9 protein-coding genes and 1 pseudogene are annotated in these 13,729 nt (G+C 48.5%); 9 read left to right on the top strand and 1 reads right to left on the bottom strand.

Going from position 1 to position 13,729, the window contains the following annotated elements; translation table 11 throughout:
• Positions 1–81 precede the first annotated feature (81 nt).
• The 8 genes and pseudogenes from GCU45_RS00955 to GCU45_RS00920 all read left to right on the top strand — a co-directional run bounded on the left by GCU45_RS00955 (position 82) and on the right by GCU45_RS00920 (position 11,171).
• Complete coding sequence (locus GCU45_RS00955; RefSeq protein WP_244364370.1) at positions 82–1,533, top strand: sensor histidine kinase; 1,452 nt, start codon at positions 82–84, stop codon at positions 1,531–1,533.
• Between the two features lie 325 nt (positions 1,534–1,858).
• Complete coding sequence (locus GCU45_RS00950) at positions 1,859–6,418, top strand: family 43 glycosylhydrolase (RefSeq protein WP_425281279.1); 4,560 nt, start codon at positions 1,859–1,861, stop codon at positions 6,416–6,418.
• A 312-nt stretch (positions 6,419–6,730) separates the two neighbouring features.
• Positions 6,731–7,267 (top strand): dihydrofolate reductase family protein, encoded by a 537-nt coding sequence (locus GCU45_RS00945; RefSeq protein WP_152397701.1) that lies wholly within the window; start codon positions 6,731–6,733, stop codon positions 7,265–7,267.
• Positions 7,268–7,609: 342 nt separating this feature from the next.
• Positions 7,610–8,476 carry a class I SAM-dependent methyltransferase gene (locus tag GCU45_RS00940; protein WP_152397700.1) on the top strand — a complete coding sequence of 289 codons (867 nt, stop codon included), beginning with the start codon at positions 7,610–7,612 and terminating at the stop codon, positions 8,474–8,476.
• 138 nt (positions 8,477–8,614) lie between these two features.
• A pseudogene (locus GCU45_RS34100) lies at positions 8,615–8,877 on the top strand (short-chain dehydrogenase); the annotation flags it as partial.
• Between the two features lie 15 nt (positions 8,878–8,892).
• A complete protein-coding gene (locus GCU45_RS00930; protein ID WP_152397699.1) occupies positions 8,893–9,774 on the top strand; it encodes a fumarylacetoacetate hydrolase family protein in 882 nt (293 codons plus the stop codon).
• 304 nt (positions 9,775–10,078) lie between these two features.
• A complete protein-coding gene (locus GCU45_RS00925) occupies positions 10,079–10,597 on the top strand; it encodes an NUDIX hydrolase (protein WP_152397698.1) in 519 nt (172 codons plus the stop codon).
• Positions 10,598–10,961: 364 nt separating this feature from the next.
• Entirely contained in the window at positions 10,962–11,171 is a 210-nt protein-coding gene (locus tag GCU45_RS00920; protein WP_152397697.1) for a hypothetical protein, read from the top strand.
• Positions 11,172–11,711: 540 nt separating this feature from the next.
• On the opposite strand, the gene GCU45_RS00910 is transcribed toward GCU45_RS00920, so the two are convergent.
• A complete protein-coding gene (locus GCU45_RS00910) occupies positions 11,712–12,632 on the bottom strand; it encodes an MmyB family transcriptional regulator (RefSeq protein ID WP_152397696.1) in 921 nt (306 codons plus the stop codon).
• Between the two features lie 125 nt (positions 12,633–12,757).
• On the opposite strand from GCU45_RS00910, the gene GCU45_RS00905 reads away from it, so the two are divergent.
• Positions 12,758–13,699, top strand: a complete 942-nt coding sequence (locus GCU45_RS00905; RefSeq protein ID WP_152397695.1) for a zinc-binding dehydrogenase — start codon at positions 12,758–12,760, stop codon at positions 13,697–13,699.
• Positions 13,700–13,729: the final 30 nt, after the last annotated feature.

The following is a 13,729-nucleotide window of genomic DNA, read 5'->3' as shown; positions in this document are numbered from 1 at the left end:
CTCATGGAATATATGAGATCCTTTAATTCGTATGTGGACGGAATTGTAATTAATGATATTCGGGGAAGACGGCTGTACAGTTTGGCATCAGCAAGCGGAGATATTTTTTTTCTCAATCGTTACGATACCTTTATCCAGAAGTATAAGGAAGATCCTTCGCTGCGGGACAAGGGGATGTTCACCTCGATTCTAAAAGACGACAGAACAGGAACGGAACAGTTCTTTTATATAGCGCCGATTGTGGAGGCCATCGGGGGAATCTATTTCTCCCAAATTACGGGTTACTGTACCGTTTTGGTCAATATGGACAAAATGCAGGGGCTTGTAGAAAATACGGAATTAACGCCCAACTCTACCTTGTACATTCTGAATAGCCGGGATGAGGTGATTGCTTCCACCAATTCCAATGCCCGAGGTGCGTTATTCAGGGAAGTTCTGTCTATGGATAAGGGCATCCTGCTTAACGGGGTCAAAACAACGATCGATGGGGAAGATATTCTTGTCCAGGTTAAGGGTTTGGAGCAGGCAGACGGGTGGCGGGTTGTGAGTATGATTCCAGTGCATGAGCTTACTGCAGACATGAACCCTATACGGAAAGTCAGCATTATCGTGGGGATTGGGATGATTCTAAGCATGCTCATCATGGGCAGTTTTTTTATGAACAATCTGATGCGTCCGGTGATGGGACTTGTTCTGGATATGAAGCGAGTTGGGAGCCGGGATATGGGCTTCCGCATTAAAGTCCGGTCTACCAATGAAGTAGGCATGCTGGCCGACGACATTAACCGGGTAATCAATGAAAGGGAACAGATGGCAAGCGATATGATCAATACCCAGGCCAGATTATATGAATCTGAGCTGAGTCAGAAACAGGCGGAGTTTGCTGCCCTGCAAAGCCAGATCAACCCCCATTTTCTCTATAATACGCTCAATTGCATCAGCAGCATCGGATTGGAATACGGAAGCAGGGAGATCGCGCAAATTGCATCTTGCATGTCCAAAATATTCCGGTACAGTATAAGAAAAGATGATCTTGTGCGGATAAGAGAAGAGCTGGACTGTATTCAGGCTTATATGAACATTATCGCCATCCGGTATGAAAATAAATTTATCATCGAGATCGATGTGGACGAGGGACTCCTGGAGATGCAAACCCCCAAGATGATTCTCCAACCCATTGTGGAGAATGCAGTCTATCATGGGCTGGAGCGGATGGATCAAGGGGGCCGGCTTCAAGTTACCGGGAGCATAGATGCGCACGGGGACGTGTGCTTCCAAATCACGGATACCGGGAAGGGCATGGACCCGGAGCAATTGGCTTCCCTTCAGGCTAAGCTGGGCATGGCATCCCCAGAACCTGCACCAGATGGCCAACCGGCTGCAAGCATCGGACTTTCCAATATCCATAACAGGCTCCGGCTATTGTTTGGAGAGGGTTACGGGATCGCCATAGATAGCCAGTTCGGCCATGGGACGACCGTGACCGTGAGGATTCCAAAGCTGTTAAGCTACGGCAAACCTTCGGAAGAGTAAGGTTATGTCGATAGCCGGACACACTACAATGAATTGTTTTTCTTCAGGACACATCCCTTAATCGGGGATTGTGTCCTTTTTTCTTCGAATTTCCGGCGATAACCATCAGACGCTGAGAGGGTTAAGTATAATCCGAAGGTCAAGACACTTTTTCTAAAACGGTTACCAAAACAATTTAAGATAGTACATTTTTTAAATTTTCTCTGAAAGTAGAATGAGGACATGGCTGAAAAAATCAATGACAGGGGGATGGATGAAGTTGAAAGCGGTTTTATGGGATAGGAAAAGATTCAGGTATTTGCTGTTTTGTCTCGCCGTGCTGCTGATGCTGCCACAATGGAACGGAGCGGCTATGGCGGCAGAGCAAACGCCGGATAAGGCGGATTTGGCATCCCGGCAGGAGGGAAAGGATGTGTCTGATTTCTACAATGTTATCATGCAGACAGGGGCCGACCCTTGGGTTTACAAGCATACGGACGGCTACTACTACAATGTGTTTGTCAATGCCAGCGGCATCATGATCCGCAGAGCGAAGACGATTACTGGCATTGAAGCGGGCGAGAGAAGCCTAGCCTGGACACCGGTTAAAGGGTCCATGTACAGTTCCGATGTTTGGGCGCCTGAAATGCACTATCTCAGAGATAACGATGGCCTATTCAAATGGTATATCTACTTCGCAGCCGACGACGGAACCAATGCAAACCATCGCATGTACGTGCTGGAGAACGCCAGTGATAATCCGATGACGGGAACCTGGGAGTTCAAAGGGAAGATTACCGATTCCACCGATCGTTGGGCAATTGACGGCACTGTGCTGACTGTAAATGAGGATCACTATTTTATTTGGTCCGGCTGGGAGGAAACCGACGGAAGCTTTCAAAATTTATATATCGCAAAGATGAGCGATCCGCGGACCATCAGTTCGGAACGGGTCCTGATTTCAACGCCTGAATATGACTGGGAAACTTCCCCGGGGAGGATCAATGAAGGGCCCGAGGTCACTATAAAGGGCGACACCATCAATCTGATCTATTCGGCCAACGGAAGCTGGACAGACAGTTACTCCCTCGGGTTGATTACGGCCAAGATTAGCGACGATTTAATGAACCCTGGCTCCTGGGTAAAGCGGGATAAGCCGATCTTTTCTAGTGCCAATGGTGTTTACGGCCCTGGCCACCATAGTATCGTCTCATCTCCTGATGGTGCGGAGGACTGGATCATTTACCATGCTGCCCGCTGGCCGGGGTCAGGCTGGACCCGCAAAGTCTACGCACAGAAATTCACTTGGAATGACGACAATACGCCGAACCTGGGAGCGCCGGTAGATCCGAACATGCCGATTGCCATACCTTCCGGTGAGCTGATGCGGAAGCGCTATGAAGCGGAAAATGCGTTGCTGGTGAAGGATCCGAATGGAGAAACTTCTCCGGCTGTCCTGCGGGAAAGCACCGCATCAGGCGGGATGAAAATCGCAGGTATCAAGAACACCAATGATTATGCACAGTTTACAGTAAATGTGCCGGAGGCGGGATTCTATAACCTGTCCGTGCGCAATGCCAATGGCTCCCCCAATGCGGCGGATGCCTCCCATATATTGTCGGTCAACGGCAGCTCCGGTGCCAAATTGAACATCGTCTATTCTGGTCCGAATCGTTGGGGAACCTCCACGGCGAAAATCTTCCTTAAGGAAGGCGACAACATCATCCGCTTCTCGAAAGGGAGCAATCTGGCCGAAATCGACAGTATGGATCTATTTAAGCTGGATACATCGGAAATTTTATTTGAATCCCCGGGATTTACCCTGGGGTTGAACGAAACCCGCAGGTTGCCACTGTATACGGTAACGGGCGCTACCTATACGGCTATCGATACTGGAGCTACCTTCAGTTCTTCCGACATGAAGGTTGCCATTATTGATGAAGGGGATCAGATTAAAGCTGTCGGGGCGGGCAGTACGACAATTACCGCGACATATCAGGGGAAAACAACAACGGCCGCGGTAACCGTAATCGCAGAGCCCAGATCGGTGCAGTCTCTTGACATGAGCGGATTGGACAGCGTCCTGACCAGCGGACAGCGAAGCCTCCCATTGCAGTTAACTGCTCGCTATAACAACTATGAAATGAAGAATGTGACAGCTGATGCTCAGTATACCAGCAGCGATCCCGGAGTGGCCCGGATTGATACTGTCTCGGTCACCCCTTCGGTATACGCAGATAAACCGGGTACAGCTCTTATTACAGCCGAATACAACGGCAGCAAAACGGCAATCCAATTGACAGTAATCGACGCTTCTGATGCGGTTCAGGTGGTTTCTGAAGTGAAGACTCCTTCGGGAGTGACTCCTGATCCGCCCAGCGTTGTGGATGTTGTATACAATAGCGAGTCGATGACGGCGGAAGTTGTCAGCTGGAAGCCGGAGGGGATGGACTTCAGCTCTCTTGGTACGGTTCAGGTGCCAGTCATTCTGAAGGTGGATGGCCGAGATATTCCTTCCACTGTACCCGTAGAAGTTGTTGCAGGATGGGGCCTTGATGACATTGTGAATCAGCACCGCAATAGACTGGCGAATTTCTCTTATCCGTTGGGCACTGGGTTAGGCAACTATAGCCAATCCAAGTATGACGCTTTTGTGGCCGAGGTGAATAAAGCAGAAGAGATGGCCTCCAACCCGGATCTGAGCAAAGAGCAGTTTGACGGGGTACTGGATAATCTCGCTCAGGCGGAAGAGGCTCTGTTAGGTTCGCTTAACAGCGTGCAGGATGGCGTTGTCTATAACGCTTACCGGGATTTCTCCGGCGATACGGTAGGCAAATACCCTTACGGTATCACCATTGAAGATCTGACCAATGGAGCTACCGCAACGGTAAAGGAAGAGGACGGTAATAAATTTCTTCGACTGACCACGACCGCTACCTCGGGCAAGGCAAACCTGTTCCTGCCATATACAGGGGAGGTAAAAGCGGAGGGGGATCAGCGCATCGTCATCGAGTATCGCGCCAGATTAAACAGCAGCTTCCAGTACGCCAATGGCGCCATGATGAGAAACGACAGCGGTACCGGCAATTATTCGATGGTCACTGCTTTTGATACCGGTAAGTTTATTGTACAGAACGGTGGATCCAAGAAAGCAGTCCAAAACGTGTCCTACAATACATGGTACAAAATCAAAATGGTGTCCAACTGGGATAACAAGACCTACACCGTCTACCTCGACGATGTTCCGGTAGCTACGGATTACAATTTCCGCCATACAGGCGGTGACAAGCTGATCGGACAACTGTTTGGGATCGACGGGTACGCCAATGCCTCCATCGACTTTGATGATTTCAAAGCTATGGTCATAGGAGGACCGAAGGCCGCTCCAGAGGGTCTTGGGAAAGTCGATGAAACAGCGGCTGGCGCCAATGATGGACGCATCACCGGGGTGAATGATTCCATGGAATGGTCTTCAGATCATGGGGGCACCTGGTTAAATGTAGAAGGTGATACACTTGCCAATCTGCAGCCCGGAACGTACTGGGTTCGATACCGCGAAACGGACACACATAAAGCAAGTCCTTATGTGGAGTTCACTATTACGGCTTTTAATCAATCGATTCCTGTCACCGGTGTGAGCCTGGACCCAACTATTGCACAATTGTATACCAACTATGGGAGCTCCACTGTCCAGCTCACCGCACATGTAGAACCCGCTGAAGCATCTAATAAGACCGTGATTTGGAGCACATCAAACCCGGCTGTAGCTACTGTGGATGAGCACGGACTTGTGAGTGCCCACGCCTCCGGCACGACTGTAATAAAGGCGACCACTGCAGACGGCAGTTACACAGCGTCTTGCGTTGTGACTGTCGGTGTATATGCGACCAGCGGCGGCAGCAATTCTGGCAACGAGCCTGCCAGTTCGACTGCCCCGCCTACGTCTGCCCCGATCACTAAGAATGGGGACGGCAGCACAACGACTATCGTCACAGACCAGAATACCGGAACAGTTACGGAGACCACCGTCTGGCCGAATGGCGACCGTAAAGTCATCACGAAGGAACGCAGTGGCACTCTGACCGAAGTAGTCACGAAGCAAGACGGCAGCAAAAGCGAGACCGTGAGCAAGCCGGACGGAAGCAGCCGTTCTGTCGTCACCGATTCGCAGGGTGTGAAGGTTGAGACAATTACGAAGTCGCTAGGGGAAGTAACGGCCGAAGTTCATCTGCCCGAAGGAGTGGCACAAGCACGGATTACAATTCCCGTCAAGAAAGCCTCCGCCTCCACTGTAGCCTATACAGTCAGAGGTGACCGCTCCAGAACAATCATCGGGACCTCCGTAATGACGGAGAATGGATTGAGTATCCTGGTCAGGAGCGATGTAACGGTGAAGCTGGTAGACAACAAGATCACATTTAAGGATGTGCCTGACCACCATTGGGCTGCGGAGTCGATTGCTTTTACTGCTAGCCGTGAACTGTTTCTAGGGACAGATAAAGAGAATTTTGCCCCCAATGCATCTATGAGCCGCGCCATGCTCTTCACCGTGATGGCCCGGCTGGACGGCGCCGAGACCGAAGGGGGCTTGTATTGGTACAGCAAGGCGCAGGACTGGGCAGTGGCTGCGGGGATCAGCGACGGCAGCGTTCCGGAGGCTGCCATTACCCGTGAGCAGCTGATCACACTCCTGTACCGGTACGGCGGGCAACCTGCTGTGGGCGGCATCGGCAAGAGCTTTGCGGACAGCGGCGAGATTTCTGATTGGGCAAAGGACGCTATGAGCTGGGCTACGGAGGTGGGAATCCTGAACGGCAAGCCAGGGAACCTTCTGGACCCTGCCAGTATTGTCTCGCGGGCTGAAGTGTCCACCATACTCGCGCGCTTTATAGCTTGGCTAAAGTAATGCATCTTGTTCGAAATCCGATTTACGGAAGTGTTGTTCCGATTGTTTTACCGAGACTAAACTCGAACGCTTGTTAACAAACGGCGCGTGAGTACATTGGTCAATCCTTCGATATGATTCATCCTATCTTGGTTAGACATCCTTCGTTAAATTAAATTTGCATTCAGTTAGGCCAGGACTGTGCTCATTAGCAATCCATGAGAAACCGGACATTCTGTTGGATGATAAAATGTAGACATAAAGGAGGCTGCATATGGAACGTGTAATCTTGATGTTGAATGTGCGAGAAAACCAGGGAGGAGAGTCAGTCGCATGGCAAAGATCGTTTTCGCATTAAACCAGTCTCTGGACGGATTCGTCGACCACGACCACCCGGCATTTCAGCCCGACCCCGTGCTATTCCGTCATTTCATCGACGACGTGCGCGGCCTGGCGGGCTGCCTGTACGGGCGCCGCATGTACGAGACCATGCGGTATTGGGACGAAGACCATTTGGAATGGGATGCGCCGGAACGGGAATACGCAGCGGCGTGGCAAAGCATACCGAAGTGGGTGGTGTCGAGGACGTTAAAGACCGTCGGTCCGAACGCTTCTCTGATTGAGGGCGACCTCGCAGCGGCCATACGTGGGCTGAAGACTCAGCATGAAGGGGAGATTGAAGTTGCCGGGCCGGAGCTGGCCCACAGTCTAACGGAGCTCGGTCTCGTTGATGAGTATAGACTCTACCTGCATCCAGTCGTGCTGGGTCATGGCAAGCCGTTCTTCGCCGGTCCGCGGCCGCCGCTGCGTCTTGTGGCAAGCGATCGAATTGGCGAGAAGGTGATCAGGTTGACCTACGTTCCAGCATAGTTGTGCGGTTGACTCAGTCGCCTAAAGGGCACGTTACTTTAATAGGGATTCTCCGGCTGTAGCGTCAGTCAGAGGATCCCTTATTCTTTAAAATTTGTTCAGTTATGCGAAATGACATAGTTATTTATGGAATTGACGATTGACCTAACGAGAAACGTTAGCTGAAGAAAACGATCAGGGAGAAGGCTGCCGGTGCTGATCGGCAGCTTTATTAAGCTAAAGGGCAAAATAGTGCTAATTAGACTGCAGGAATATCGACAAATTCACCCCCTAACTTTTATCGAGATTTTAATTTATATTAAAAATTGTGAACAATTAAAGTACGGTTAGGAGGGCAAGAAAATGAGTCAAGTCCGGAACTACTACGAGAATTCACAAAATAAAGAAAGCATACAATTGATTTATAACACAGGTAATAATCTTAGTGCTAAGTATGAGGTCATGTGTAAATACGGAATATCAACAGAAATGTTTGAAACTTGGACAATAGATAAGCTTAACTTGTTGGGCAGTGAACGCGTTCTTGATATTGGAACAGGGAATGGGAGGTTCTCGATCCCCACCAGTAAAATTTTGAAGAATAATGGTGGGTTTATGGTTTGTTGTGACTTAACAGAAGGAGTTATGAATTCAGCACGTATTCAGGCAGAACAGGAAGGGCTACCTATCCTCCACATGATTGCTGACGCTGAGAAATTGCCGTTTCTTTCTGATGAGTTTGATGTTGTCATGGCTAATCACATGCTTTACCATCTACCTGATTTGAGGAAAGGATTGAAGGAAATTTGCAGAGTTTTAAGAAATACAGGACAATTTTTAGCTACGACTAATAGCAGCCGGGGGATGCCTGAATTCTTCGCACTGCATCAGGAGACAATGCATCAGTTACATATACCATTTGAAATTAAAGAAGATCCGATTCCTTTTTCCTTAGAAAATGGAGAGGCCATACTGTTAGAGCACTTTAATCGAGTAGAATTATTAACTTATGAGGCAGGATTCAAGGTAACAGATCCAGAGCCTGTGTTAAAATACTATATGGCAACTCAACTCTATCAAGGTCCTTATCATGACATATCATTAAGCCGTGAACAACGGGAAGCAATCTCACACACTTTCCTTACTCTAACTAGACAAAAAATTGAATCATGTGGTGGAGAATTGATCATTTCAAAACCAGTTGCTGCTTTTATTTGTGAACTGAATTAACTAACGGGAACGATAGCTCAATCGAAGACTTTTTCTCTTACAGGCAGTTTTCTTGATTCTGATCTTTAAAAAGTAAAGACACCAGTATTTTAGTTTCAGTTCTTAAGTTCCTCGCCGGATCCCTGGCGTACGTCGGAGGCACCACGCTCATCAAGCATGCCGACATCAGCAGCGACGGGGCGATTCACGAGGCTCGCCCTGACCAAGTCGATGCAGGTCGACTACGCACCGTACGTACAACATCCTTCTTGACTCTGTTTGTCAAGTAATATTTGCGCCAGTCGTATGCCGATCCGGAGGAAAAGTATGAGGCGCTGTTCCACGGCTCCAACGAACCGAAGTTCATGATGGGCTTGCCACTCTACATCGATGGCGTCCTCGTCTTCGGAAAAAATGCTTAGGGAGGACCATAACCTATGAAACTGTTAACCTATCTTGAAGGCAATACATACCGCCTCGGTGTCGCTACCGAGGTAGGCATCGTCGACGTTGCGGCGGCGCTTGGCGACGGTCCGGGACCGCGCACTGTGCACGAAGTGATCGAAGGCGGGGAGGAAGCGATACGGACGCTGCAGCAAGCAGTTAACCGCACACTGGCGTCTTGCAACGACGTCCTGCTCGGAAAATCTGGTCTCAAGCTCGGACCGTGTGTTACACACCCGAACAAAATCATTTGCGTCGGCCTTAATTACCGCAAACACGCCGTGGAGACAAACGCGCCAATCCCGGAATATCCGATTCTGTTCAGTAAATTCAGCAACACGTTGGCTGCTGACGGCGAAGACGTGCTGCTGCCGCGCACATCGCAGAAAGTTGACTACGAAGCGGAGCTCGTCATCGTGATTGGCAAGACGGCCAAATATGTCGCCAAGGAAGAGGCGCTAGACTACGTATTCGGCTACTGCGCCGCTAACGATTTGTCCGCGCGTGACCTGCAGATGCGCACTCAGCAGTGGCTGCTCGGGAAGTCGTGCGACAAATTTTCGCCGCTCGGGCCGTACCTCGTTACCGCGGACGAGGTCGGCGATCCGAACGCATTAGACATCAAGTGCATAGTAAACGGCGAAGTGCGACAGCATTCCAACACGTCGGACATGATTTTCCGCTGCGACGAGATCGTCAGCTACATTTCGCATCATATGACGCTCGTGCCCGGCGACATTATTTTGACGGGGACGCCGGAAGGCGTCGTGCTCGGCAAACCGCCAGAGAATCAGGTCTACTTAAAGGCCGGCGACATCGTCACGATCAACATCGAGAAGTTGGGCAGCCTCACGAACCGCATGATATCCGAATAAGCGCGCGCTACCAAGTTATGATGTAATCGCCAGTAACATTGCCTCACAGAGAGTAGCTCATCGATTAGGGTATTTTCCCGCATGGGTTTCTGATTGGCGATGCAATTTTGTAGGACTTGAACAGTAATAGTTTTTTAAAAAGTTAAACTAACTGTGAACGATAGCTGAATGAAGACATTTAAAGGCAGCCGGCTTTTTGGCCGGATGCTTTTTTTAAAATAACGGGCAGTATAGTATCACGACATCAAATATATGGTTGTACTATGGAAAATGAAGTTAATTTCATATTATGTGGTGATCGAGGATGCTCGTGAATGGGGGGATTTCTTTGGTAGATGCATATTTGCCGCCAAAACATCAGATTTCAGTGTCGGCACTCATTGAGAATAATAAAGGTGAAGTTCTGTTAGTAAAGACTCATTGGCGCTCGGATACGTGGGAATTCCCTGGTGGAAATGTAGAAGAAGGTGAATCACTTGATGATGCAATTACTCGTGAAGTCCTAGAAGAGACTGGAATTCTGATACGTCCCATTGGTGTAACGGGTGTTTATTACAAGGAAACAAGCAATCTATTATCGGTGGTATTTAGAGCAGACATCATTGATGGCCAATTAAAAATTCAGCCAGAAGAGATAATGGAAGCTATGTTTGTAAGGTTGACGGTGAGCAACATAGAACAGTACATTACTCGTCCTCATATGAAGTCACGATCATTAGATGCAATTCGGAGTAAGGGGCTCGTACCGTATGAATTCTGGAAGACAAAGCCGTTTCAACGGATTTCTCGCTTAGACCCTCACGGTGTACAACCTGAAGTGTAGCAACCAAGTCCTTTAAGCTAACGGGAAATGATAGCTCAATGAAGATAACTGAGGGTAGCCGACCTGAAAGCTGGAGCTGGCTGCTTTTTCCTCAACTAACGGGCAGGATAACGCAGAGTAGGGGGGTGCTGTTTATTTTGTAAGCGACAGGAACATAGACGCTTAATACCCGCGTAGGAGCGGCTTTTTATGTTATAACACTAAATGTTCTACATATATGGTTAACCGTGGTTGATAAGGATTCACATTACAGATCTGTACGGAATTTTGAGGAAAGAATACGTAGTCGGAAATAATGAACGGAGATCGTATGAGATTAAACCATTAGCTATCGGCTCCGCTAACGTAAGAAGTTAATTCTATAGTGAATCTAAGTATGGGGCTGCCAGCAATATCCGGCGGCCTCATTAAGCTGTGGCACTTATGGGGAAGTAAAGCTGATTTGGACGGGGAATTTAAAGTCGATGCCATTAATATAAAATCCGGTGAGAAGATAAATCCGTTTATTTTTGATATTCCTACATCATTGTTCGGTCCTTTAACGGTGCAGATGCACATTTACCATCCTCAATGAAGCTACCGAAACCTGGCATTTGGCAGCTTAAGCCCACTCGTCAGATCGTCGGATATGGTGGTCAAGGATGGGGACAGTTTAATAAAAGCTTTCAGCTGCAGCGCTTTCAGGCATTGGGGGAGTGGTGATTAATCGCGCGTCTGTAGAGGTTATAGTCTGGGCGGGATTCTTCATCATATCCCTGGCATTGCTGCTGGCTGTCGGATTGTTTTCTGGCAGCCGAAAAGCCGGTCAAGAGCGGATGCCAAAACCGATGTAAAAGAATTGTTTACGAATAAAATTGTTGAAAAGATGCCTACCTCGTACAGTATATGAATAAACGAAGGGATAAAAGAGAAGGGGACACGGAGACATTGCCTTTAATAGCGTGGGAAAAACCTCTGCAGCAGCCATACGAGAATCGAATGAGCTGTGGCAAGATTAATTTGATCTTCTGTAAGACGACAAGAACATACATGCTGAAAAGCCGCATAGCTGCGGCTTTTTTTGGTTTTAACGATTTACGTTCTATTCTTGCCAAATGGATTGCCCGTTCAAAGTTTAGATTATCACTTGATAACGGTCAAGCATAGATTCAACAGGACAACCCAGCCACTCAAACATGTGTCTCGCCGGAAGGTCTTCGGGCAAAAAAGCCTCAATTCGGGGAAACATGTAGCTGCTGACGGTTATGTGGATCTGGCGCACGCGAATGGGAAACCATTCCGAATCTTCTCCTTTACGAACGAGGAGCATTTTTGGCTCGAAAATAGGGTCTATAGGTGACTCCGCTTCATAATCCCAATAGGTTCTAAATTCTTCAAATCGGTTAAAATCTTGCAGTAAGTCACGATACCAAGCGTCGTGACGAAAATACATATTATTCAGCTTAAAGGTCTGAATTCCGTATATGGCATGAGATTCCCATTTCTGGAATGATTCCTCGTTGAATGAGGACCGTTTACGAATGGGTAAATCGGGACTGAAATGATTGTGGATCATATTAAAACGACCATGGTGAAGCGTATCATAACTCACACCATACAAACCCTGAAACATGGGATTCATGTCAGTAATATCAAACTTGTGGGTCGCAATGAAGGCGGGGAGAGGAAGACCACTCAGGATCAGCTTGGCTTGTTCTAAGGCTAGTTTAAGAGCTGTTCCCGCCAATTCGTAATGTTCCGGGATATAGCCTGCGGCAAGCAGAAGATCATTTCGTTCTGCTGATGTACACTCCAGATAATCGGCAATATCCATGATAGCCGTCCGGCTTGGAATGCGTCTTGAGCGGCCGGATAATATGTTTTTATACGAAGTAAAGGCTACATCGTTTAGCTCTTGCTGAGTAAATCGTTTCAGTTCCGGGTGGGACTGGAGTTCGCGGTATCGCTGTTGGCGTTTGCTTCTGACCGCTTCGATTTCACCGATTACCGCTTTAAGAACTTTTGTCTCCATATGAGCATTGGATGAATAAATCATGGTTCATCTCCTCTTTCCGGGAGGTGTATTTTTACTCTTGGTCAAAAGATGTTAGAGAATTATACTCCTAGGTAAATCCCCTGTCAATTTGGGGGTTATCCAATATACGCCGAGGAGGAGCAATCATGGTACGTGCAATCATAGCAGACCCGTTAGTTACAGAGCGGCTTATTATAAAGGAAGTGGAACCGCCGATCCCCCAATATAATGAGGCAATCGTTCAAGTAAAAGCCATTTCTCTAAACCGTGGTGAAATCAGGGATTCCTTGAGCGGAGTCATTGAGCAACGGCTAGGATGGGATTATTCAGGCATCGTGATCGATCAGGCTGCAGACGGATCGGGGCCGGCAAAAGGGAGCCGTGTCGTCGGACTACTCCCTTCCAGCGCTTGGGCAGAACAAATTGCTGCCCGGACTTCCTTGATGTCTGAAATACCAGATTCGGTTTCTTTTGCACAGGCATCAACGATTCCAGTCGCCGGGCTCAGCGCCCTCTATGCGCTTAAAAAAAGGGGGCTTCTTCTTGGGAAAAAGGTGTTGATAACTGGATCTACGGGCGGGGTTGGCGTTTATGCCCATCAGCTCGCTGCCCGGACAGGAGCATTCGTGGTCGGAACAGCCAGATCGGAAGAGAAGGCCAATCTGGTTCGTGAAGACGGGGCAAATCAGATTATTGTTGGTGAACTCTCCGAAAGAGCGGGGCAGTTTGGACCTTATGATCTGATCATAGACACAGTTGGCGGGAATACGCTTGCGAGTCTGCTATCCCATCTGGCACCTGAGGGTGTTGGTGTAACGATGGGGTATTCCTGCTCACCATTTACATCCATCGACGTAAGGAACTTAATTCATACGGGCCGGACGACTTTATATGGATTGTATTTGTTAGAAGAATTAAAGGGCTATTCCGTACCGGATGATTTGCGGTATCTTACTGAGCAGATCGCGGAAGGAACAATGATTCCCAGAATTGAGGTGGAAGCACCATGGACAGATATCAAACGGGTAGCGGATCAATTAATGGAACGGAAGTATAGCGGAAAAGCAGTCCTGCATTTAGAAAATTAATACCCCCAAATGGCCGCGAGGTTACGCCAA

The sequence above is a fragment of the Paenibacillus cellulositrophicus genome (assembly GCF_009363095.1).
GTDB lineage: Bacteria > Bacillota > Bacilli > Paenibacillales > Paenibacillaceae > Paenibacillus_AQ > Paenibacillus_AQ favisporus.
This window is presented reverse-complemented; position numbering and strand designations above follow the sequence as displayed.